The sequence below is a fragment of the Robertmurraya siralis genome, assembly GCF_005502275.1.
Lineage (GTDB): Bacteria > Bacillota > Bacilli > Bacillales > Cytobacillaceae > Robertmurraya > Robertmurraya siralis.
Genome location: NZ_SWLZ01000001.1, coordinates 114,473 through 138,250, shown reverse-complemented (window position 1 = coordinate 138,250; position 23,778 = coordinate 114,473). Strand labels below are relative to the sequence as shown.

21 protein-coding genes, 1 pseudogene and 2 riboswitches are annotated in these 23,778 nt (G+C 37.5%); of the genes and pseudogenes, 8 read left to right on the top strand and 14 right to left on the bottom strand.

The annotated features are described in order from the left end of the window. Nucleotides 1-8 precede the first annotated feature (8 nt). The 3 genes from cobJ to FCJ93_RS00625 all read right to left on the bottom strand — a co-directional run bounded on the left by cobJ (nucleotide 9) and on the right by FCJ93_RS00625 (nucleotide 4,642). Complete coding sequence (cobJ, locus tag FCJ93_RS00635; protein WP_137742732.1) at nucleotides 9-1,622, bottom strand: precorrin-3B C(17)-methyltransferase; 1,614 nt, start codon at nucleotides 1,620-1,622, stop codon at nucleotides 9-11. Between the two features lie 502 nt (nucleotides 1,623-2,124). Continuing rightward, a riboswitch (cobalamin riboswitch) is annotated at nucleotides 2,125-2,301 on the bottom strand. Nucleotides 2,302-2,829: 528 nt separating this feature from the next. Continuing rightward, nucleotides 2,830-3,672 (bottom strand): DinB family protein, encoded by an 843-nt coding sequence (locus FCJ93_RS00630; protein ID WP_137742731.1) that lies wholly within the window; start codon nucleotides 3,670-3,672, stop codon nucleotides 2,830-2,832. A gap of 19 nt (nucleotides 3,673-3,691) precedes the next feature. Beyond that, a complete protein-coding gene (locus FCJ93_RS00625; RefSeq protein ID WP_137742730.1) occupies nucleotides 3,692-4,642 on the bottom strand; it encodes an RNA polymerase sigma factor in 951 nt (316 codons plus the stop codon). A gap of 182 nt (nucleotides 4,643-4,824) precedes the next feature. Between FCJ93_RS00625 and FCJ93_RS00620 the strand changes: the two genes are divergently transcribed. Beyond that, nucleotides 4,825-5,316: an FUSC family protein gene (locus tag FCJ93_RS00620; RefSeq protein WP_212933361.1), complete on the top strand. Its 492-nt coding sequence runs from the start codon at nucleotides 4,825-4,827 to the stop codon at nucleotides 5,314-5,316. Between the two features lie 39 nt (nucleotides 5,317-5,355). Here the strand turns inward: FCJ93_RS00620 and FCJ93_RS00615 are convergent, their stop codons facing one another. Genes FCJ93_RS00615 through FCJ93_RS00600 form a run of 4 tightly spaced genes read right to left on the bottom strand, consistent with a single transcriptional unit; the run spans nucleotide 5,356 to nucleotide 8,094 of the window. Further along, nucleotides 5,356-6,210, bottom strand: coding sequence for an energy-coupling factor ABC transporter ATP-binding protein (locus FCJ93_RS00615; protein ID WP_095311134.1), 855 nt, complete (start codon nucleotides 6,208-6,210; stop codon nucleotides 5,356-5,358). A 39-nt stretch (nucleotides 6,211-6,249) separates the two neighbouring features. After that, nucleotides 6,250-7,038, bottom strand: a complete 789-nt coding sequence (cbiQ, locus tag FCJ93_RS00610) for a cobalt ECF transporter T component CbiQ (protein WP_137742729.1) — start codon at nucleotides 7,036-7,038, stop codon at nucleotides 6,250-6,252. Further along, nucleotides 7,025-7,333, bottom strand: coding sequence for an energy-coupling factor ABC transporter substrate-binding protein (locus tag FCJ93_RS00605; protein ID WP_095311106.1), 309 nt, complete (start codon nucleotides 7,331-7,333; stop codon nucleotides 7,025-7,027). The genes cbiQ and FCJ93_RS00605 overlap by 14 nt, the downstream gene beginning before the upstream one ends. Then, complete coding sequence (locus FCJ93_RS00600; RefSeq protein ID WP_137742728.1) at nucleotides 7,333-8,094, bottom strand: energy-coupling factor ABC transporter permease; 762 nt, start codon at nucleotides 8,092-8,094, stop codon at nucleotides 7,333-7,335. Before FCJ93_RS00600 ends, FCJ93_RS00605 begins: the two co-directional genes overlap by 1 nt. A gap of 352 nt (nucleotides 8,095-8,446) precedes the next feature. Then, nucleotides 8,447-8,639, bottom strand: a riboswitch (cobalamin riboswitch). Nucleotides 8,640-8,679: 40 nt separating this feature from the next. Here FCJ93_RS00600 and FCJ93_RS00595 point away from each other — a divergent pair. After that, nucleotides 8,680-8,868 carry a hypothetical protein gene (locus FCJ93_RS00595; RefSeq protein WP_095311111.1) on the top strand — a complete coding sequence of 63 codons (189 nt, stop codon included), beginning with the start codon at nucleotides 8,680-8,682 and terminating at the stop codon, nucleotides 8,866-8,868. 211 nt (nucleotides 8,869-9,079) lie between these two features. Here the strand turns inward: FCJ93_RS00595 and FCJ93_RS25320 are convergent, their stop codons facing one another. Both FCJ93_RS25320 and FCJ93_RS25315 read right to left on the bottom strand, forming a co-directional pair. Then, nucleotides 9,080-9,250: a peptidoglycan-binding domain-containing protein gene (locus FCJ93_RS25320; protein WP_268951548.1), complete on the bottom strand. Its 171-nt coding sequence runs from the start codon at nucleotides 9,248-9,250 to the stop codon at nucleotides 9,080-9,082. Between the two features lie 273 nt (nucleotides 9,251-9,523). Continuing rightward, nucleotides 9,524-10,063 (bottom strand): annotated as a pseudogene (locus FCJ93_RS25315) (N-acetylmuramoyl-L-alanine amidase); the annotation flags it as partial. Nucleotides 10,064-10,634: 571 nt separating this feature from the next. Between FCJ93_RS25315 and FCJ93_RS00585 the strand changes: the two are divergent. The 5 genes from FCJ93_RS00585 (at nucleotide 10,635) to FCJ93_RS00565 (ending at nucleotide 16,449) form a co-directional block, all read left to right on the top strand. After that, nucleotides 10,635-11,588, top strand: coding sequence for an NAD(P)H-dependent flavin oxidoreductase (locus FCJ93_RS00585; RefSeq protein WP_137742727.1), 954 nt, complete (start codon nucleotides 10,635-10,637; stop codon nucleotides 11,586-11,588). Between the two features lie 520 nt (nucleotides 11,589-12,108). Then, nucleotides 12,109-12,723, top strand: a complete 615-nt coding sequence (locus FCJ93_RS00580; RefSeq protein ID WP_095311117.1) for a TetR/AcrR family transcriptional regulator — start codon at nucleotides 12,109-12,111, stop codon at nucleotides 12,721-12,723. 37 nt (nucleotides 12,724-12,760) lie between these two features. Beyond that, entirely contained in the window at nucleotides 12,761-13,171 is a 411-nt protein-coding gene (gene spx, locus FCJ93_RS00575; protein WP_095311119.1) for a transcriptional regulator Spx, read from the top strand. Nucleotides 13,172-13,531: 360 nt separating this feature from the next. Continuing rightward, nucleotides 13,532-14,008 (top strand): hypothetical protein, encoded by a 477-nt coding sequence (locus tag FCJ93_RS00570; protein ID WP_137742726.1) that lies wholly within the window; start codon nucleotides 13,532-13,534, stop codon nucleotides 14,006-14,008. A gap of 422 nt (nucleotides 14,009-14,430) precedes the next feature. Next, complete coding sequence (locus FCJ93_RS00565; protein ID WP_137742878.1) at nucleotides 14,431-16,449, top strand: bifunctional diguanylate cyclase/phosphodiesterase; 2,019 nt, start codon at nucleotides 14,431-14,433, stop codon at nucleotides 16,447-16,449. Nucleotides 16,450-17,460: 1,011 nt separating this feature from the next. Here the strand turns inward: FCJ93_RS00565 and FCJ93_RS00560 are convergent. Then, nucleotides 17,461-18,492 (bottom strand): S66 family peptidase, encoded by a 1,032-nt coding sequence (locus FCJ93_RS00560; RefSeq protein ID WP_137742725.1) that lies wholly within the window; start codon nucleotides 18,490-18,492, stop codon nucleotides 17,461-17,463. Between the two features lie 405 nt (nucleotides 18,493-18,897). On the opposite strand from FCJ93_RS00560, the gene FCJ93_RS00555 reads away from it, so the two are divergent. Beyond that, complete coding sequence (locus FCJ93_RS00555; protein WP_137742724.1) at nucleotides 18,898-19,431, top strand: GNAT family N-acetyltransferase; 534 nt, start codon at nucleotides 18,898-18,900, stop codon at nucleotides 19,429-19,431. Between the two features lie 166 nt (nucleotides 19,432-19,597). Here FCJ93_RS00555 and FCJ93_RS00550 read toward each other — a convergent pair whose 3' ends face one another. From FCJ93_RS00550 to FCJ93_RS00535, 4 genes are all read right to left on the bottom strand, one after another. Beyond that, nucleotides 19,598-20,533, bottom strand: coding sequence for an aminopeptidase (locus FCJ93_RS00550; RefSeq protein WP_137742723.1), 936 nt, complete (start codon nucleotides 20,531-20,533; stop codon nucleotides 19,598-19,600). Between the two features lie 65 nt (nucleotides 20,534-20,598). Beyond that, on the bottom strand, nucleotides 20,599-21,363 hold the full coding sequence (locus FCJ93_RS00545) for an IclR family transcriptional regulator (RefSeq protein WP_095311144.1): 765 nt from the start codon (nucleotides 21,361-21,363) through the stop codon (nucleotides 20,599-20,601). Between the two features lie 72 nt (nucleotides 21,364-21,435). Next, on the bottom strand, nucleotides 21,436-22,716 hold the full coding sequence (locus FCJ93_RS00540) for a M20 family metallopeptidase (RefSeq protein WP_137742722.1): 1,281 nt from the start codon (nucleotides 22,714-22,716) through the stop codon (nucleotides 21,436-21,438). Nucleotides 22,717-22,831: 115 nt separating this feature from the next. After that, on the bottom strand, nucleotides 22,832-23,767 hold the full coding sequence (locus FCJ93_RS00535; protein WP_095311149.1) for a DUF1177 domain-containing protein: 936 nt from the start codon (nucleotides 23,765-23,767) through the stop codon (nucleotides 22,832-22,834). Between the last annotated feature and the right edge of the window lie 11 nt (nucleotides 23,768-23,778).

The following is a 23,778-nucleotide window of genomic DNA, read 5'->3' as shown; positions in this document are numbered from 1 at the left end:
GTACCCTCCTAATCTCCACACGGTGCTGGCTCAACTTCAATTTTCGAACTCATATCATAATAAATAAAATCTTGAATTCTCTTCACTCGTTTAAAATATTTAAAAAGGCGTTCATTCGGATGTGCATTTTCTTTATACTCATTAATTATTCTCGTTAGCAGCGGCAATAAGTTTTCCGGCTCTATTCCTTCCGCAACTGGCTGAGCTGCATGAGCCGTTCTCCCCACTGGCTTTGAGCCAATAAATAAGTCAAACTTTTTTTTGCGATAGACGATCCCGATGTCATCAAAGACAGCACGATAACAGGCCATTCCGCAGCCATTAAAGCCGATATGTAATTCCTTCGGAAGCTTCAAACCCCCTAGTTGCTCTGCAATTTCCTCTGCGTATGGGATAGACTCCGCTTTTTCACCATAGCAAAAGTCACAAGCCTTTACGTTTAATACATCGCCAATCGGCATCACCATTAATCCATTTTGTTTAAGTTTTTCAACAATCACATCAGGCTCCTCTGTTGAAAGCTTGACGATAAAACGATGATCTGGCGTGTATTCTAACGAACCTTGCTCGCTAATAATTTCTGCCAATAGACGCATTTGCTCTGGTGTAATAAATTTATTCGCAACCCCTGGAGAGACTGCAAATTCAAATATTTGTTCAAGAGGCTGCTGCACTATTAATGGATGATCAATCTTCGTTTTTGTCACCATCGCTACGGCCATAAGGGCCATGTTTAACGAACTCGTTTTTTTTTTAGCTTCACGCTCAGTGCTAGTTGCTGCTTCCTTTTCTTGCTCTAGCGCCCATGGTTCAGCCTCTTTCTTTAGACGTTGATGCGGTTTTAAACTTTGCTTTTCTTCACCTAATGTATATTTCCGTTGATACCCCCGCGGTGTTATGATCTTGTTGTCATAAAAGAAAGTGGAGGAATTGCCGATGATGACTGTCGTTAGCATGCCAATATCATGCTCTAGCATTTCCGCTAAATTCGTCAAAACGACGCGCTGATTGTCACGATATGCGCTTTTTACTAAGCCTACAGGTGTATCAGGAGAGCGATACTTCAACAAAATTCTTTGTGCCTCCACTATTTGCCGCGTTCTCCGCCCGCTTTTCGGATTATATAAAGCAATGACAAAATCAGCCATCGCCGCTGCTTCAATCCGCTTTTCAATCACCTTCCACGGCGTCAAATGATCACTTAAACTAATCGTACAGGCATCATGCATAACCGGGGCACCTAGTAAGCTTGCACACGAATTGATTGCCGAGATACCTGGCACAATTTCTACCCCGATGCCGTTTTCCTCCGTCCAGCCTTTTTCAATTAATACTTCATACACTAAACCTGCCATTCCATAAACACCAGAATCCCCACTTGAGATCACTGATACTGTATGTCCAGCTTCAGCTTGCTTTACTGCTTCTTGTGCTCGAGAAACCTCTTCTGTCATCCCTGTACTTACAATTGATTTCGCCGTAACTAAATGCTCGATAAGATCCACATACGTCTTATACCCAATAATATAGTCACTGTGCTGCAGAGCATATATTGCCCTTGTTGTAATATGTTCTTCTGAGCCTGGACCAAATCCTACTACATAAATCTTTCCAACTTTCATTCGCTAACCTCCAATAAATTAAGAAAAGTACAAGCACCTTGTCTGAAAAGCCATCCAAATGGGCTGTGAGAACGCAAATTTCCGATGTAAGCACCCTAATCAACCTTTTCTTGTGGAAAACTTGAGGAACATCGTGCAGAAACCGGAGCTAGTCAATTCTTAAAATTTTCTGTTACAAGAATACAAATGCGCATGGAGCGCGTCTTCGGAACAATTAAAAGTTGAAATTGCTCCGATGAGGATGTAGGAAAAGGGTATCCTTTGTCCTCATCGCCATAAAAAGCGCTAAAGGGTCTGTTCTTTCCATAAGACAACAACAATTTGCTTGATTTTCGGCGGGAGGAGTTGAGACAGGCTGCTTGCTCTCGGCGTAAATAAAAAAGCCTGCACTCCTTTCATAGGAATACAGGCATTTTAAGATACAATAGATGAAATACTATACTTAAAACATAAAAACAATAGAAACACTACTGTTCCGCCTATACTTCTCCCTCCGAAAAGTAAAGTGTCGTTTAAATAAGCAGGTTTCCTGACTTAAGCATCATCTTACTCTTACACCTTCCCGATTTCTCAGTGGTCATGTAATTTCATCAGCTCTTACAGTAGCGGGGGCTGTACTAGATTTTCACTAGTTTCCCTTTTACCTCACAAAGTGAGCACTTATTTAAATTAAACTATTAAATTGGTTTTAATATATCATACAATCTCAATTGTTAAAATCCATTTTTCAAAAATTTTATAAAGATTGTGTGAATAACACTATTCTCACATAGTTAATTATTAAAAAACTTCCTTCAATAATCCTTTACAGGTAATCCTCTTTTCGAAATTAAATATCCGTTAAAGAAATGAAATCGAAGGCAAAAACAGCCCTTGTAATGTGTGAAAAAGGCAGTTATCTGCTCAACGTAAAATTGAGGTAGGAAGTGCGCTCGGTCACATTAAGGGCAATCGCTCGTTCCGTAGTTTTCCCTACGGGGTCCTGATAAAGTCCATGTCGAGTTTGGAATTGTGGCATTAGCCCACAATATACTGAAAGTTGCCGGCATCCGCCAGCTTCTTTCAGGAAATGATCCATATAATACAAAAGTAATGGGAGGAAGACGAGCTGTTTTTCTCCCATTGCTTTATTTTAGGGACTTATCAGACAGCCTTCTTCTTACCCAGGAAACTAATAATATTTCATTATAAAAAAAATGACCGCTCCCTATTTTCCATGAATTCTTCTTGTTTCGAGAATTTGTTCAATATGACCAAGCGCGTGAGACATTAATAGACGAATTCGCTCCCTTACTGTTACAACTGGGCCACTCGAAATTTGTATCGTTCTGTCCATTGCGTTAGGAAGATGGCGAAGCAAGCCGGAAATATGTTTTCGAATCGCAATAAAAAGTGCTACCTCTGCACCAATAGTACGATGTTGATAATCTAAGCCTTCCACCCATGTATCCGGATTATAACCATTAGCATTAAATATTCTTCCAGGTTCAGCTAAAGCAAATTTGACCATAGCCAGTGAGGACGCATCTGAATCAACCATGTGCAAAACCGTTTGTCTAATACTCCATTTTCCCGGAGCCCTTACTAGATCCAAGTCCCTTTCGTTTAACCCCTTCAATGCTTTTTTTAGTCGAATGGGAGCAAGTTCATAAAATTCCAATAGTTCTAAAAAGCTGAGTTCTTTTCCTTCCCAAAATGAAAGGATATATCCGTTTGGATCAGTAACTTCTAAGATTGTGTCTCCCCATTCTTTTTCAATCTTTGTGACCTCAACCTCATTTAATTTGACCGACGCAATATGACTACTGTTGCCTCTGAAATAGAGCCTCTCCCCCGAATTGACAAGATGATAAGACGGTGCCAACCACCTTGTTACATCAAGGCTTGAATCCTCAACGAGCAAAAGATTCTGTCCAGAATCAAACTCTACCATTGCTGCCTTTTGGCGATCATCAAAAAATAACACATTAAATTGCAAAATATCTTTATAAAATTCTAAGGTTGAAGCGATTGATGGTACAACTACTTTAATGTTTGCCAAGTGATTCATCGTATTTCCTCCAACCCAATTATTGTAACGTATATTTTCTAGGAAAAACCTTCATCATCAACTGATTAGCAGCGGCACGAAGCAATTCAGGACAGAAATAATAGTCTTTTATTGCGACTATTTTTCCATTTTCCCAATCAAGGCGATTTAAATTATAAACAGCACGATCACCGTTCGCGAATGCGACTTGAACAATCGTAGGACGCCCCCACAAATGATGAAGTTCAGCTTTCATATCTACTGGATCATTGGCCCAATCGGTTAGGGAATGTTTTACTACAACCTCTTTTCCTAATTCTTGCGCAATATGAACGATATCCGTTCTTACATTATGTTCTAATAATTTCGCAATCCCTTCTGGATCCCTTCTATTAAAAGCAGCCATGTAATTCGAAATCAATTCTTTTTGTTCGCTAGTAATCTCATCATTTTTGCTCTCTTTATTGCTCTCTTTCGCTTCCTTTAATTTTTTTCTAGCACGATGCAGCAACGCTTTTACCGTCCCTTCGTTGGCACCTACTATTTCTGCAACCTCCTTCAATTTAAAGCTAAAGACATCTGCTAATAATAGAGCAACCCTTTGCCGAGGTGCCAACGTAGTTACTAAATGGGCAAATGCATCTTCAATCTCTCCAATGTAATGGTCTTCATATGATGGAAGTTCATAAGTCGTTTCGATCGGTTCCAGTTTCAGTTTCATCTTGCGACATTGGTCGATCCATGTAGTGGATGCAATCTTAAATAAGTAACCTTTCGGATTTATCGGCTGCCATAAATGTGATAATGATGAAAAAGCTTTCAGCAATGTATCCTGAACCAAATCCTCCGCATCCCATGGCGAACCCGTAATATGGTAACAATATCGCCATAGCTCCGGCCTATAAGGAATCACCATTTCATCGAAAATCTTCTTTATATCCCGAAGTTGTCCACTTAATAACTCCGTCTGTTCACTTACTTTTAGCGTCATGGTCGCTCCTCCTTAATAAAGCTATTTGTTATGTAAAACGTAAAAAATATGAAAAAGGATACGAAATATCGTAAATTTTTTTTATTTCAGGATATAAAGAAGCTATTTCAGATGTAATTCACATAATATTCCCAAAAAGAATGATACTAAATTAAATCAATTATGAGGAGTTGATTTCAAATTTGAAAGACTCACAACACGAAGACACAAAAGCAAACGACACCGTTATAATTTGGAATATGGCCATTGGCTCTGCTTTAGCGTGGGAAATTGCCAAGCTTTTAGGATCTAAACATCCTTATCTAGCTCCACTTTCTGTTATCCTTTGTCAGCAAACCACATTCAATCAAACGGTTCAACTTTCACTTCGGCGAGCCGTTGGAACCATTTTAGGAATCCTTCTCACTGTACTGATCGCAACCCATATCCAATTAAATGGATGGTTTTTAGGATTACTGCTTCTTTTAGGTTCTTATTGTACAAAGTGGTTGAACCTGGATATGAAAGTCCTTCATCAAGTTGCACTCACGATATTATTTGTGTTCGTGTTCGAGGAGCATTCAAAAAGCTATGCCCTCGATCGAATGAGAGATACCTCGATTGGGGTTATTGTCGCAGTAGTTCTTCAATTTATATGGTTTCGTTTCATTACTTGGAAAAAGAGGAATGCATGATATAAAAAAGGAAAACAAATAGTTTTTGTTTTCCTCAGCTCATTTGCTTCTATCTACGATTGGGGTAAGTGAATGCTCAAGTATTGTCAATAACTCTTCTTTTGAACGGGGACAGGTTGACATCTTTAATGGCTCCTTAATTTTGGCAAATACTTCAAGTACCCACGGTTGTCGCAAGTGGCTTTTTGCTAATAAAGTTTGGTCTTGGAATATTTCGAACGGAGCATTTCTGGCAATTAGCATCCCTTCCGATAGTAGCCATATTTCATCAGCCCATTCATATGCGAAATCAACATCATGTGTTGAAACAAGAATAGTGCGTTCCTTCGTCGCTAGTTGATTAAGGATATTTAAGATCCTATTAGTGTAATAGGGATCTAGTCCCGCAGTCGGTTCATCAAAAATCATTAAAGCTGGTTTCATTGATAAAACAGAGGCAATGGCCACTCGTTTTTTTTGACCAACGCTTAAAAAATGTGGAGGTTTTTCTTTTAAAGACATGGTATCAGTCATCTCCATTGCCTCGAGAACACGCGATTCTACCTCCTCTTTTGAAAGTCCCATATTCCGAGGACCGTATTGAATATCATCATAAACACTTGACGAAAAAAGCTGCGTATCCGGATCTTGAAAGACAATCCCAACATCTCCACGCAGTTTATTTTTTTCCTTACGTTTATAAGTAAAATCCTTCCCCTTATAATATAGCTGTCCCGTTGTGGGGGCTAGTACAGCATTTAAATGAAGAAGCAATGTTGATTTTCCTGATCCATTATTTCCCAGCAGAGCAATCTTTTTTCCTGTTATTATTTGAAGCGATATATTATTTAATGCGAGCGTCCCATCAGGATATTGATAGGAAACATTCTTTAATTCTAAAAATGGATGTACCATTGCTTTTTTCTCCTCTTTTTCCAAGATGACAGTTCTCTCCTAAACATTTTTGCCAAGGAAAAAAATAAAATAAGTGAGAAAAACTGTGCAACCAATCGTAAGCCAATTTCTTTTGTTAAACGATTGTTGTATTTCAACTTGTAAAAATTGCCCACTATTATTTCCTCGGGAATCACTGGCTTTTTGTACATCTTGTGCTGTTTTAAGCGATTTAACAAATATACTGATGATAAGCTGTGCCAAAGAATAAAAGCTCTGTTTTATCCGAAAATATCCGAGTCTGCTTGTTTGTGCAATGCGAATTTCATTCATATTTTCAAGCAAAACGAAAATAAATCGGTACGTCACAACGAAAAGTTCAATAAATAATGAAGGCAGGCGCATTTTCTGCAATAACCAAATGATTTGTTGCATCGGAGTGGTCAGGATTAAAAAATACATGCAACTTACCCCAGCCATTACGGACAAAAAAAGCTCCAAAACTTGCTCAGCATTGTCGACACTGATATAAATTCTCCAATTTGCGATCTCTATTTGAAAAAGAATGTTTAATATTTCCGTGCTCACTGGTGCCACGGAGAAAAGAATGAATAAAACGCTTGTACATAAAAAGAAAGAGGGCAATAGCAGTAATTTTATATAATACAACAGTGGAATCTTTGCCCCTTTAACAATAACAATACTCATGAACACAAAGATGAAAATGGCACTAGCAGCGTTTTTTAATAATAAAGAGAAGAAGAGAAGGGAAGCAGCAAAGATTCCTTTCTCTAATGGATGAACATTTCTAAATGCATTGCAATACGCCATTTGGTCAATTGGCAACATCTTTTTTATTCACATTCTCCTTATATGAGAAACTCTTTCTTGCTTTTGAGTAGCCGAATATATAGCCAATAATTAATGCACCGATAACCGCTTGCAAGGCAAATAGCAAACTTTCCGTTTCCCCGCCAGGCGGCTCCCAAATTGAGTCAAACCATGGCTCATAGTCAGGAGCAATCTCAACGATTTGTTCCTCAGCTTCTCCATCGGCTCCCGCAAACTCAGAATCATTGACGATATAAAGAGGAATAATCGCTAACAGAACGACAATTAGAAAAAGGAACGCATTCTTCATCATCATCGAGCCTCCTTATGCAAAACATTCAACAGCTTTAATTCATCAGTATTATATTTTCTAATCAAGTTCATCACAATGACAGTTAATAATCCTTCACTAATTGCAAGCGGAATTTGCGTAAGAGCAAAAATACTCGCAAACTTGCTGAAAGAAGCAGCTATTCCTCCAATCTCACTCGGAAAAGCTAGAGCTAGCTGCAAAGAGGTAATAACGTAGGTTCCCAAATCAGCAAACATTGCTGCCAAAAAGACGATAATAGAAAAAGACCATTTCCATTTTGTACCCAGCTTATAGATCGCAAAGGCAATAAGCGGACCCACAACAGCCATTGAAAAGGCATTGGCTCCAAATGTCGTTAGGCCGCCGTGTGCAAGCAATAACGCCTGAAAGAGTAGCACAATCGTTCCAAGCACACTCATTACTAATGGGCCGAAAAGGATGGTTCCTAACCCCACCCCGGTTGGATGAGAACTACTACCGGTTACTGAAGGAATTTTTAAAGCAGATAAGACAAAGGCAAAAGCACCTGCTAAGCCTAACATCATTTTCACTTCAGGATTCTCTTTTACGATTTTCTGAATTGATCTCATTCCAAAAATGAGAAACGGAATGGTAACAATCCACCAAAAAACAGCCCACCCCACCGGAAGGAAACCTTCCATAATATGCATGGCATAAGCCGGACGAGAAGAATTGAACCAAAAATAACTTACAAAAAATAAAATGACTGCTGCTGGCACAAAAATAGATTGTTTCTTCATCATAGATCCTCCTTTTCAAATGGCAGAACAAAAGTGCAAGGACACATCTTCAAAACCATTTCAATTCGAATGATTCCTGCAAAGATTAGTCAGCGAAGCTTTCCTTCATGCTGATCGCCATTCAAACGACTAAAAATGTTAATTTTACTTATCGTTTGCTGCTCTTGGACCGCAGATACACGGATTACTAGCAAGACCCTCAGCGATTAGGTTGTATATTTCCTGATGCAAAAAAGGCATTCAAACCATAGGTTCGAATGCCCAGAATATATTTGTATATGTTTCCAATAAACTTGCAAACATATGAAACTACCGTATTCTTGCAAACACCTCCCTATTATCCCGTAGGTTTCGTTGTGTTCATTGATTAGGCAGGTCTCCTGACTTATCTTCAACACTTCCTGCGCCTTCCCTTCTCCGTTAAGAAAGTGGCATTAAAGCAGGTCGTTTCGAATTACAGTGGCGGGTACCGTGACGGATTTTCACCGAACTTCCCTCTTAAATTGGATAACGATGTATCCAATACCTATCAATGGAAACTATTAAATTACATTCAGTATAAAATTCTATCAGGGGGTTGTCTAGGTGCAATCAGCCATAATTTGTGACAAAAAATCAAGAATAAATAAAACCAATAAAATATTATTTCTCCTTTTTGACAATCGCTCTCACGAAAATTCTCATGGACTAAAAAGACATGAAAAACGCGCCCTTTCGGTTTCCCATTTATTAAATCCCACTATGAAAGATAGTTTGCAGTTATTTCTAACTTAATACAAGGGTTTGTTAGATGTCGGTGTTGATTTCTGGCTAATGTTCTCTTTGATTTCATAAAATCAGAGAGAACCTTTCAGCAAAACTGAAAGACGTGTAAAACTAAGGTTTCACACAAAATGAACCAAAAGTCGTTTTATCTACTTTATTATCTAATAAAGCCTAAATAAATGAGTAAAAACCTCCCATGAATCAGGGAGGTCTCTGACCTTTATGAGAGCAGTTTTTCAAACGTGTTCTTTCCAACAATTCCATCTTGCGATAACTTCCGATCCTTTTGAAAAGCCTTTACAGCGAACCCAGTGTTATCGCCAAAAACCCCATCAAATCCTTGTGGGCTATAACCTAAGCAATAGAGCAACCCTTGAATGATAAAAACGATGTTTCCTCTTGCGCCTTTACCAACTGAACGAATAGCAGCTTTTGTTTTTGAACCCCAAACTCCATCAACAACTAAACGAGCGTTGTATTGTTTATTAAGTTCCGTTTGCAGCGCCTTAATAGCTGCGGTCTTTGTCTTTTCCCCATAGATTCCATCAACAACTAAACTAGTTTTATATTTTTCATTTAACCACTGCTGAAAAACGGAGACTGGTTTGCTGACAATCCCTGATGGTCTTGTTACAGGTTTTGGTGTTGAAACAGGCTGTGTCCCGCTCTTTTGTTTGAGCGCAAACGCTTTAACCAATCCGGCCACATGCCCCGTGGCAACCTTATTCAAGAAAGCAGTTGTTTTTAATTTATTTGCATCATCCGCATGATCAATAAATCCATTTTCCGTTAAGATTGCCGGCATATTCGTTTCTCTTAAAACCGCAAAATTAGCTCGTTTTTTTCCCCTGTCGCGTAATCCTAGTTGACTTAAGATTGCCGGATGAATCACATTTTGATAAGATAGTGTGGCACTGCTCGGGCTGTTATAAATAAACGTCTCAAAGCCTGTGCCTCCTCCACTGTTAATATGAATGGACAAGAAGTAATTGGCTCCCCACGAATTAGCTAATCGTGCACGTTCAGATAGTGATACAAATATATCGTTAACCCGACTTAATCTTACTTCCGTATTTTCATAATTGAGGAGTAAATTGCGTATTTTTAATGCAATGGCTAAAGTCAAATCCTTTTCTCTTAATCCGTTACCGACAGCACCTGAATCCGACCCACCATGTCCAGGATCTATAAAAAATTTAACCATATTCATCACCTCTGATGCCATTGTATGCACCATCATCTCTTCTGAACAATCGTGTTATTTTTTACCAATTTCACTTTTCAAAAGCAATGGTACGATAGTAAACGAATATTCAGTGTCCTTCGCTTATGGTCAGGAGAATTTTCATTCCCTCTTAATTTATTAGGCGGTTACGCAAAATCACTGCGCCAATTTTTTCCTAAGCAGAGCTAATTTGGCTAAATAACCGATTTTGTCAAATTTTTCATCATTAAAAGGCAATAAAATATAACAGATCCTGAAGTCGATTATTTTTTAATGTAGCTTCTCTTCCTTACATCGCCGTTTAAGCAAAAGGATGCCGTTCACCCACCAAGCTTTCTTCATTGCTTTAAACAACGCCTTCAACTAATCATTGCTGGACCTGCAATCTTACCAACAATCCAAATAGGAAAGAATATATTTGAACATTTTGTGAAATCTCAATAATTATCATCTACTTTTAAGACCAGGCATTATATTTGTCACTATTCAATTAGCGATAACCATTGAATAATAAAGAGAAATAAAAATACCTGAGAAATGGGGTTTTCCTATGAATTTTCCACAATTAAAAATCGGGCATATGGCTCCTAAATTTCCAATCCTTCAAGGTGGTATGGGGGTAGGCATTTCGTTAAGTGGTTTAGCATCAGCTGTTGCAAACGCTGGAGGAATTGGTATTATTTCTGGAACGGGCATTACGATCGAGGAATTGAAGCTACATATAAGGAAGGCAAAAGCAGCCATTAAAAATGAAGGCTATATTGGCGTAAACGTTCTATTTGCGATGAACGATTTTGCAGAAAAAATGAAAGTGGCACTCGAAGAAAAAGTGGATTTTATTATCTCTGGAGCTGGAATTTCTAGGGATATGTATAGCTGGGGTAAAGAAGCAAACATACCCGTCATCTCTATCGTCTCAACCGCCAGACTGGCAAAAATGTCAGAACGGCTCGGTGCTTCAGCTGTCGTAGTAGAAGGTCATGAAGCAGGTGGACATTTAGGAACTGAGCGACCGCTATTTGCGATATTACCGGAAGTTGTTGAAGCTGTAAAAATTCCAGTGATTGCTGCTGGGGGCATCATGACGGGAAAGGACATCGCTCGTGCGGTGCAAATGGGAGCATCCGGCGTTCAAATGGGGACTCGATTTGTTGCAAGCAACGAATGCGATGCACCACTCACTTTTAAAGAAAAATATGTTCAGGCAAAAAAAGAAGACATCATCATGGTTAAAACTACCGTAGGGCTGGAAGGACGAGCAATTAAGAACCGATTTTCTGAGCTGATAAGTGGCGATAAAAAGGTGAAAATCAAGAAATGCATTGATTGCCTAAAAAATTGTTCCTATCGCTTTTGCACGATGGATTCTTTAGTCACATCCATGAACGGAGATTGCGAAAATGGCCTCGTATTTGCAGGGGCAAGAGTCGCTGAAATTGAAGACATTCTTCCTGTGCAGACGATCTTTGACAACCTGAAAATGGAATATGAGTCTTGCAATTAACAAAAAATGGACATTTCTTCTATTGGAAAAGGCGCTTTCTTTGGCTCCTTTTCCATCAGTTTTCCCCATCTTTCCCATACATTTTTACCAACATCATATTGGCAATATTCCCTTTGAGACTCTCATTAAAGGAAATTCAAAGACACCACCAGCTATTTCAATCTTTTTCTCGCTTTCCTCCTTTAATGCTCAGTGAGGTATAACGATCGGTTATGCAGTCAACACCATCCCTAAATGAAGGAAAATCCATACTCTTTGCATTTAGTACCTCGTCTTTTTTTTTCAGATAACTCCACTTAACAAATCACTTTGATTTTTGCATGATTGAACTTGTAACCATTGTGCAAATTAGAAATAACAATGAAGCGGGCCTATTTTTTTCAACCATTCATCAACAATGAGATGATGAAATTATGACAGTGTGTCATAAATCATTTGACATATGACACACTGTCATATATTATTAAAACAACGGAAATATGACACGATGTCATATGGATCGAGGTTGGAGGAAAGAACATTGCCTAAACAAACGTTTTTTAACCTTTCACAACAAAAAATTCATACATTGATTGAAGCAGCAGAGAAGGAATTTGCTAGAGTCCCTCTTTTTGAAGCTTCTATTGCCAATATTATCAAAACTGCTGGTATTCCAAGAGGGAGCTTCTATCAATACTTTGAGGATAAAGAAGATCTCTATTCATATTTATTAGAAGAAAAATTAAAAAAGACGAAGGTGTATTTTCTAGCATTATTAAGAAGACATAATGGAGATATGATTGAGGCTATGAAGGAAATGTATCATTACTTCCTCACTATTTTACCAAATGAAGAAGAGCGAAATTTTTTACGGAACGCTCTCTTATATACGACAAATAAAGTGGAAAATTCCTTCACCAATATGTTTGATGTAACTCGTGATCATACAATCTTTAAAGAAATAACCGAATTAATTGATACAAGTCGATTTAATATTAATGAACATCATGAACTAGTACATGTCTTTAAAATTATAACTGCTATTGCCTTTCATAATTTCGTTGAGAAAACATTAAAAGGGTTAACAGATGAAGAAGCTATACAAGCATTTTCAACCAGCATGGATCTAATAAAACGTGGCATATATCGACAATAAAAAGATTTTTTAAAAAATTTAATGAGGAGAATGCACAGTGACAGTAACCATTTATGGCTTAGAATGTAAATCAACAAGGAAAGCAAGACAGTGGATGAAAAAGAATGAAATCTCTTATGTTGATCGGAATATTATTAAAGAACCTCTTACAATAGGAGAATTGCAAGCCATCCTTCGAATGACATTAGACGGAACTGAAGGAATTATCGCGACAAGATCAAAAATCTATAAGGATATGAACTTAGATCTTGATGAATTATCTTTACTCGAACTACTTGAAATCATCCAGAAGCATCCAAGATTACTAAAAAGCCCGATTATTATGGATGAAAAAAGACTGCTGGTTGGCTACAACGAAGAATATATTCGACAATTTCTTCCAAGAAAAACTCGTAAAATCGAATGGTTAAAATGGCAGACCAAAAATAATCTTTTAGTTGAAGGATAGAGTAACGACTCTTTTTGACAAGTACTGAATAAAACTTAAATTCTTACCAATAGAAAAAGGATAGATAGCCGTAAAAATGCTATTTATCCTTTTTCTATTTTTCTCATGAAGCCTTTACGCTCCCTCTCTTTCCGTCAAACTCCTCGTCATCGGTAATAGCCAAGAAGAATGCGGTATTCTATGCTCTAACACTAAAAACATTACAGCAACCACTAATACAAAATACTTTAATTAAATTGAGTCATTAATCAAACAATAGTGAACCGAATTTTCTTTTAGAACTCTTTTTGTTTTTTATGAATAACTCGGAATATAAACAAAATAAATAGCACAATTTAAGAAAAACTGGAGGTGGCAGCTATGCTTGTTAATTTTTTTAGAATATTTAATGCCATTGTTTTATGGACCATTTTATTTATTTTTCTTCCAAAACAATCTTTCAAAAGATTCTTACCCGTGACATTGTTTTGTTCCTCCATTCTTTTAATCCAAACTCTTTTAAATCCCATCTTTAACTGGTGGCGAGTTAAAGGTGGCTATAAATATATGGTCTTTGATGCACTAGCTTTTATATTAGGTCCATTCTTTACTATCAATTTGTGGGTGTTCCATTCTACATATAAAAAGTTTTCATTATATGCTTTTCTAAATTTAATTATTGATTTTATCTTTGCGTATCTTTTGAATCCTTTATTTCAAAAATTAGGACACTATAAGTTAAAAAAATACACACCAACAACGATTTTTATCATTTTCTATTTACTTTCATTAATAAATTATGCTTTTCAAAAGCTTTTTGAGAAGCGCAAGATACTAGAAAGTCATTTCCATCAATAATGCATTTTGCCGAACAAGTTAAGCCTAACAATGTTCGGCACTTTTTTATTAGGCTTTGGAAATTCCGGCGCTCTCATTACAACCTCGGAAACTCTTTCCTTAAAAACATCTTTAGATGGGCATGAAAAAGGACTAATCAATCATTATTTGATCGACCAGTTTAGTAAATTCTCCTTTTAATTCTCTTTCTTAAGTTTCCACTTCTGCCCTATTTTTATGTTCCTTCAAAAGGGCCACTTGCGACAATATTTTATTTTTCAAAATTCCTGATAAAAACGAGCAGAAATATACTAAGCTTTTTATAAAAGAGTGTTAAAATAACAATTGTTCAGAAAATGTTCAGAAAGGAAGGTTAAAATTGGAATAATGGACAAATTGTCATCAAATAGAAATTCTATATTTTGGAGTTGACTATAGTGAACGTGGAAGGCAGTTATAATTACTATATTGTTGCGCTTTCAGTTTTGATTGCGATCTTAGCATCTTATTCCACCTTAAATATCACATCAAAGATTTCGAATTCAAGCAGAAAACAAAAATATTTTTGGTTATTATCAGGCTCCGTAGTGATGGGAAGTGGGATATGGTCGATGCATTTTATCGGAATGCTGTCATTTCACCTCCATACGAGTATGAAGTATGATGTTTGGCTTACTTTATTTTCTTTAGTAGCAAGCACTGTTTCTTCATTTATTGCCCTATACATTACTATGCCTAAAAATATTAATATGTTTAAAATTGCATTAGGCGGCCTCTTCATGGGTTCTGGAATTGTAGCGATGCATTACATAGGAATGAAAGCAATGATAATGCCCTATGAGCTTTCATACGATCCCGTCTTAGTTGCTGCTTCTATTGTTATTGCCCTTATCGCTTCTTATGCAGCACTATTTTTGTTTATTCGTTTCCGGAACCAGTCCTCTTCCAGTTGGATCAAATGGTTATCTGCAATTATAATGGGCATTGCCATCTGTGGCATGCATTATACAGGTATGAAAGCAGCTAAATTCTACACTCATAGTGAGATGACACATCATAGCCAGACAATCGAACCTATTTTACTTTATGGAGTAACGATTACGATCATCATTATTCTCTTGGTTTCTTGGGGCGCGATGTTCTTTGACCGCAACGTATTGGAGAAAATGGCCTATCAGGATACACTAACAGAGTTACCCAATCGTCATCAAATGAATCGTTTTTTTGAAAAAAATGTCGGTTTTCAAAATATCGGGGTTTTGTTCATTGATTTAGATCAGTTTAAAGCAATTAACGACACGTTGGGCCACGATATAGGTGATTTACTAGTAAAGGAAGTTGCTGTTCGCTTACGCCACTTCGTTAAGAAAGATCAGCATGTTTTTCGAATCGGCGGTGATGAGTTTTTATTTATTGTGGAAAATTGCGAACAAGAACGTGCAGAACAACTGGCTAAAAATATTTTACAAGTTATAAAAAAAGTCTATCACATTGAAGGAAATGAATTGTATATTACAAGTAGTATTGGGATCAGTGTAGGTTCTATCGAGAACTCACATAGTTCTGTTCTCCTGAAAAAAGCCGATACAGCGATGTATAGAGCTAAACGATTAGGAAAAAACCGTTATTGTGTCTATACTGATGAAATGGGAATAAAAGAAGTACGAAAAATGGAATTAGAAAAAGATATTCGCCTCGCTCTTGAAAATAAACAATTTTATCTCGTCTATCAACCAAAATGGAATGTAAAAGAAAATCGTTTATATGGTTTTGAAGCACTGTTGCGTTGGGAACACCCAAAACTGGGAACGATCTCTCCAAGTGAATTTATTCCGGTTGCAGAAGAAACAGGATACATCGTGTCGATTACTCGTTGGGTTTTAGAGGAAGCATGCATTCAATGCAAAGAATGGCAAACGAAAGGGATTATATATCCTGTTTCTGTCAATCTTTCCATACGGCTCTTTCAGTTGGATAGCTTAAGCGAATGGGTTCACACAATACTAGAAAAGGCAAAATTGGAACCACATTTACTTGAATTAGAAATCACTGAATCTATGGTGCTTCACGACGTGAACGATGTAATCTTCCAGCTCCATAATATTCGTTCCTTAGGTGTAAAAGTCTCAATGGACGATTTTGGAACTGGTTATTCATCTATCGGTCTCCTAGATCTAATCCCCATCGATACGCTAAAACTAGATCGATTATTTACACATGACTTAGATAAACCTAGTAAACGCGCCATTATCAATGCAATCGTTTTGATGGCGGAAAATCTCGGTCTTGAAGTGATTGCTGAAGGTGTAGAGAAACAAGAGCACGTTGAATCACTAACACAACTGGGATGCCACGTCATGCAGGGCTATTTTTACAGCAAGCCGATGAAAGGAATAGAGGTTGATAAATGGATTACCAATCATACTGCAACTAAAAAGGAACATTCAAACACCTCTTTCTAAAAAATGATGTAAATTATTCATAGTGGATACTAGACAAATAATAAGTGCTCGATTAAAAGTCTTCCTCCAGTCTCATAAGTGGATGTGATGCTTACTTTTGCGACGTTTTGGAGAGGACTTTTTTTGGCTTTCCGAATTGAATCGCTATTCGGAAAGAATGAGATGGATTTTCCTACTATGTGTCCGAATTGAACTGCTATTCGGACAGATCGTGATTCACTTTCCTACTGAATGTCCAAATTGAACTGCTATTCGGACAGATCGTGATTCACTTTCCTCTTGAATGTCCGAATTGAATCGCTATTCGGACAGATCGTGATTCACTTTCCTCTTGAATGTCCGAATTGAACTGCTATTCGGACAGATCGTGATTCACTTTCCTCTTGAATGTCCGAATTGAACTGCTATTCGGACAGAACGTAATGCACTTTCCTCTTGAATGTCCGAATTGAATCGCTATTCGGACAGAACGTGATTCACTTTCCTCTTGAATGTCCGAATTGAATCGCTATTCGGACAGAACGTAATACACTTTCCTCTTGAATGTCCGAATTGAATCGCTATTCGGACAGAACATAATGCACTTTCCTCTTGAATGTCCGAATTGAATCGCTATTCGGACAGATCGTGATTCACTTTCCTCTTGAATGTCCGAATTGAACTGCTATTCGGACAGATCGTGATTCACTTTCCTCTTGAATGTCCGAATTGAACTGCTATTCGGACAGAACGTAATGCACTTTCCTCTTGAATGTCCGAATTGAATCGCTATTCGGACAGAACGTGATTCACTTTCCTACTGAATGTCCGAATTGAATCGCTATTCGGACAGAACGTGATTCACTTTCCTCTTGAATGTCCGAATTGAATCGCTATTCGGACAGAACATAATGCACTTTCCTCTTGAATGTCCGAATAATATAGACATTCTACCAAAAAGGTGAAAACTTCTGGCTATCCAAATTGAACAGCTATTCGACCGAAAAGAGATGGAGCATACAACTTTCTAAATTATTCCACAGCACTATCAAGGATCGAAAAAGTCTTTTCGTCACAATTAATTTCTGCCATTGCGCCATATGGCAAGATGAATTTTGGTTCAGTATGACCAAAATTTAAGTTATAAAGAATTGGCAAGTTTTGTAAATTAAATTCTTTCATCACTTTTCGTATTTCCACTTTATACTCATCGTAAAAAGCCTCGTCCTGGGGTTTACCGAAAATAATTCCATTTACTTTGTTGAGAATGCCTTGTACAGCATAATTTCGCAACCAATATTTTATAAGGTTTGGTTCTGGTTTTTCTTCTGAAGTTTCAAAAAATAGGATGCTATTTTCCCAATATTTATTTTCTGGCCAAAGCTCCGTTCCTTTTACAAACTCTAAAACTTCAATACAACCACCAATTAAATGCCCTTGAACGATACCCGTCCCTTGAAGTACTTCATAACCACTGTTCTTCCGCATCGTTCGTCGAAGCTCCCTATTTTCTTCAATCCACTCTAATCTCTCACTGGTCCATTCTTTTGCTGGTTTAATTTCACCAATCCGTTCATTTGAAAAGAGCGTTCTTTGTACCATTTCAATTGTATATGGATCCATTTCCACGTTTTCGGCAAAATCAGTTAAAATCGCTGGACCGTAAAAAGAAGATACACCAGCTTTATGACAAAACAAATGCGCAATGGTCGTATCAGAGTATCCCATCAGTATTTTCGGGTTCTTATGTATAACGTCAAAGTCTATATAAGGAAGTAATCGAATACTATCTTCTCCGCCTATATTTGCAATAATTGCTTTTATCCGTTTATCGGTAAATGCAGTCATCAAATCCTCCGCACGTGCTTGTGGACTCTCGTAAAGATAGTCCTCTCCCTTTAAACTATTTGGCATTGGAATAACTTTCAATCCAAAAATGTCTTCTAGCCTTTTTACACCTTGTTCATAACGCCATTTAAGTAGTGGCTCACCCGCTCCTCCCCAAGAAGGACTTACTGTTGCCACACAATCACCCGGCTGTAATTTTTTCGGCTTTATTAACATGCTCAAACTCCTTTCTTAAAAACAATAATCGTTATAAATATGCTTTTCTCCTTCGGCAACATCATTATACAATGAACTCTTATAAAAATTTTCCCAAAATTAAAGAGGCAAGGTCTTGCTTCGACTGGATGTCCAAATGCGGTAGCCCCCGCCATTGCATTTAGGTATCACCTTTTTGCATAGCACTAATTTCAATTCCATCTTCCCAATAGTCTCTTTTCTGCAAACTCCAATTAATCATGACTGAAAAGTCGATTTTTACATTGAAATTTGAAATGGTTGAAACTTTTTAACAGACAATTTATCAAGCATCGTATGTTATACTGGAAGCACAACTATCGAAGGGACTGAACTATGCGCAGATATCAATATTCATCGCCAAAAAAACATTCTGGAGGTAAAATATTGATTACAGAAATTAAATCACCACGCTTATTTTTAAGAAAAATGAATTTTTTAGACAAAGCTCAACTTTTTGAAATTTGGTCTGATCCTGAAGTAACGAAATATATGAATATTGATCGCTTTACAAGCATGAAACAAGTTGAAGAAATGATTCAATTATTTGAAACACTCTCGCAAAATAATGAAGCGATTCGCTATTCAATCATTGAAGCAGATTCAGAAGAAATAATAGGCACTTGCGGCTTCAATGCTATCGACTATGACAATGCTAAAGCGGAAATTGGCTATGATCTGAGGAGGAAATATTGGGGGAAAGGTTACGCTGCGGAAGCCATCACTTCTCTCATTCATTATGCCTTCAACGATTTAAACATAAATAGAGTCGAAGCCAAAATTGAACCTGAAAACAGAAATTCCATAAAACTAATTGAAAGACTTGGATTTATTTATGAAGGAACATTAAGAGAAGCAGAGAAGTCGAAAGGGCAATTTATTAACCTCAAGCTTTATTCCAAATTAGCTTCAGACAAATAACATTCGGAAGAGTGGTTCGACCACTCTTCTTTTTTCAAGCTGCAAATTCGCTCTATATTACATGAATCAATTCATGCTTGCTCTTTTTATGGACAGCAAAATAAGAGCGATCCATCTGAACAATCACCAAGGCAAATAAAACCTCGCTTTAAAAACAGATAACTTGCTATCCTAAAGCGGAAGATAATACATTCTCCGCATCAATCCATACAATCGGCTCTTTCATGACGCAGTCGATATGTACACCAGCTTCAGTTCTACCACCAAAGGATTTATTGCTTCCAAATGCAATATGTACTGTTCCAAATACTTTTTCATCTTCTAAAACGTTTCCTGTTAACCTCGCTTTTTTATTGGTACCGATTCCAAATTCCGCGATCGTTCTACCAGCTCCATCACCTAATAAATCCAGTAATCTTTGCCCCGTTTCACCTGTGGCCTGAACCAATCGGCCTTGTTCAATCTTTAACATAATCGGTTCATCAAGAACACCAATGTTACTGATCGAACCATCAATCAGTAAGCTGCCATTCGCAGAGTCTTCAATCGGTGCAATATAACTTTCCCCTGACGGCACGTTCCCTGACTCCCCTTTTTCCTTAAAAACTCCTGTACTTCTAATTCCTTTCCTTCCTTTAATAGAGAAAGTCAGCACATGTCCATCCTTCTCAATTCTGACCTCTTCACCTTGATCTAATCGTTGAGCATACATTTCCGTAAGTGCTTCAACCTCATGATAATCAGCAGTAATTGCACCATTTTCCAGCATATCTAACGTAATTCCAGGCATCGTCGCTATTCTCGCGCCAGATTCGGATGCATTCTTTCTAGCGTTTGTATGTGTCAACGAATGTTCAGTCACGCATAATATCACGTCAGCACATTTCATTAAAGAACTTATCATCTGTGGAGGTTCTTCACCAGATTTATTTCGCGTTGGCATTTTGACTAGAACAGCTTCTTTTGAAACCCCTTTACCAGCTTGATAGAATAAGTTGGCAATTGCCTCTTTGTCATCATCCGTAATAATGAGAACGGATTCATTTGTTTTAACTGTTAAATTTTGTAGCAAAACAGATTTGGCATTCTCTATTAAACTCATATTTACTTTCTCCTTTCTTTACAAAGAGAGCAAGGTCATAATAAAAACTACTGATCTGTTCTCTTTTAAAATAAACCAAAGTTTGCTCCATGCTTTTCTACCACTTTTTCAACTTCATTTTTTGCTTCTTGTAATCTTGTAATAAACATTTCGATCTGTTCATCGTTTATGCGGTATTTTGGGCCTGACACAGTAATCGAGCCAAATATCGTATTTTTATAGAATAGCGGCATCGCAACAGCAATCACATCTTCCGTATATTCACCTTTGCTTACAGCATATCCGTTTTTACGAATTAACTCCAAATCTTCCTTAATTACCTTTGGGTCTACCATTGTTTTATCCGTGTATTTAATCAGTTCCCGTTCTAAATACTGCTCAATATATTCTGACGGCAAATGTGCTAATATGGAGCGATATGAAGCGCCAGCATATAAGGGAGAGCGACTTCCGATTGAAACGGAAAATCTCACTGTTGTTCTCGCCTCTACTGCGTCAAATGTTACTGCCTCATCTCCATCTTTTATCATTAAAAATGTTGATTCATTCGTGCTTTCACTTAAATCTTCTAAAATGGGATGTATTAGTTCGTTTATGTTGAAAAGCTCTGTTACTGTATTCGCAAGTTCCCATACAGCAAACCCAAGCGAATACTTCTTTGTTTCTTTATTTTTGATTAAAAATTTGTGCTTTTCGAAAGTCTCTAAAATTCGATAGGTTTTCGTATGATTTTCGTTTAGTGCAGCTGCTAATTCTCTTCCCCCCCAAGTTGGTTTTTCTTTTGTAAACATTTTTAATACCTCTAATGATAGGCTCAATGTTTTCAACATCTAAAGAATTGCCTCCTAAAAATAATAAATGGTGCATATTAGAAATATGCCAATATGCACCATAGTAGTATTTTACATTGTTTCTTGTTCGTAAAGGTAGTCAATGACTGCAGCAATATAAACCTTACAACATCTTACAATATCTTCTACCTTCACTTTCTCATTATAACCGTGAATACTTGGCAAATAAGCAGGTCCATATTGAAGTACCGGAATATGATGATTTCTAAAATGGCGAGCATCACTGCTGGCCCATTGCATGACACCATAGGCCTCATGTCCTGTCACGTGGGTAATATTATCGACAATGGCTTTACATATAGGTTCTTCGTCGCTTGTATAGTTGGCATTACTGCGGAAGCCAAAACGAGTCAATTCATATTCAATTCCTAATGAATTGAGCTTTTCGTGTAAAAATGCTGTTACCTCCTCCTGAGTAATACCGAACGGAAGTCTGCAATCAACTTCTACTTCACAGCTCTCGGGAATCATATTTGATTTTGTCCCACCTTGAATCTTCCCGATATTTACAGTGACATGATCTAGTACGGCTTGAAAAGGCTCACGATCCTTTTCAACTTCTCGCATATATCTCTTCGATCTCTCTATTAATGGCATAACCTCTTCAGGTATGTCAATATCTAATTCCCATAATTTTCGGATTTCATTAATCGCATTAATCATATTAATAATGGCATTATTTCCAGCCAGCGGGGATAGACTACCATGCCCTGGTTCTCCATATACTTTGAGCTTAAACCAGTATGAACCCTTCTGACCAAGTGTAGGATTATAGCGAGAGGAAGGCTCCGCTATTAAACAGCCATCTCCTTGAATAATTTTGCGTTCTAATAACCAAGGAACACCAAATTCTCCACCTGTCTCTTCATCAGGGACAATGGCTAAGGTCAATTGACCCGGGAGGTTGATATTTAACTTTTTTAAGAGCGCAAATGTAAAAATGATCCCTCCCAAACCAGCCTTCATATCACTAGCACCACGTCCAAGCAACCATCCATCTACAACTTCACCAGAAGTAGGATTGAAATCCCATTTTGTGTGATCACCTGTCGGAACGACATCAGAATGACCACAATAAATTAAGTGTTTTCCACCTTTATTTTCGCCAATCGTTGAAACCAGATTGTACATTTTATCTGTTGCCTCATGCCAAGCAGTTTCTGCTCCCACATTTTTCAAATATTGATCAATAAAAGTAGTAATCTCTGTTGAATCTCCTGGTGGATTTTCACTAGGAATTTTAATTAGTTGACTACATAAGTCGATTAATTCATCTTTATGGTTTTCTATTTCTTGAATTAAATAGTTTTTTAGTTCTTGTTTTCCGGTCATTCTATCATTAGCCTCCTACTTGAATTGATTTTTAGGATGTACAACCGCATTACATTTAAGCTTTTATCTGAGCATTTACTAAATTAAGATTAAATGCGAGATAATGAAATTATTTTTAATTTCCTAATGATTGTAAATGTGTCATCTTCCCATATAACTTTTCTAAATGATTGAACTCCTGTTCGTCGTAGAAATTACATTTTGATTGACCAAACATTTTGGCTACCTCGATACAATAGCGAACCGCTTCTTCCACATCCGTGACGCGACTTGCACCGGTACCACATCCTGCAACAGCAGTTTCAGCCGTTATTGCAACACCCACTACAGGTTTGTCCGTCGCAACGGCTGGCTGAAGGATACTGTTAATATGATAAACACCATTCCCATAAGGTGTAATGTCTTGTGTGGTAATTGGCATTGTAACAGGTAATTTTCCAACTGATTGTGAATAAATATGAAGGAGGTCATCGCTTACTTTAAGAATATAGCCTTCTTTTACAGTCGGAGTAATTGCAAAACCTCGATGATTAATAATTTGATTTCCTTTTGTCGTATCAACAGAAAGAATGGCATCCATTTCCTCTGTCACTTCATATTCATTCATTGTTAAAATATCTACAGGGGAATCCATGAATGGAACAGGATCATGCGGTCTCGTTGGTGCATTTGGACAAATATGTGTTGTTAATATGACATCACCCTCTAATTGATCACCTTTATTTGACATGTCCAAAAGTTTCGCAGCAGATGACATACTCGTTAGTGCACCATCACCATCTGATACATAGCCTATCATTTCTGGACGTGCTCCAATTCCTCCTAATCGTCCAATTATTCCAAGGGTTGGCGCACTTCCACCTTTTGATTTTCCATTTTTCCCCGGAACCACTACTTTAATGAAATCAGTTGAGCCCTCTTTTCCTTCAATCGTGTGAATTGCGATTTGCCCGTTTTTACTAATGCTAGACAAATACTCTTTCACTTTTTCTCCTGTTACCGTTTGATCATCCATTATTTCGTACATTTCCATTACATATTTTAATGACATCTTTATACCTC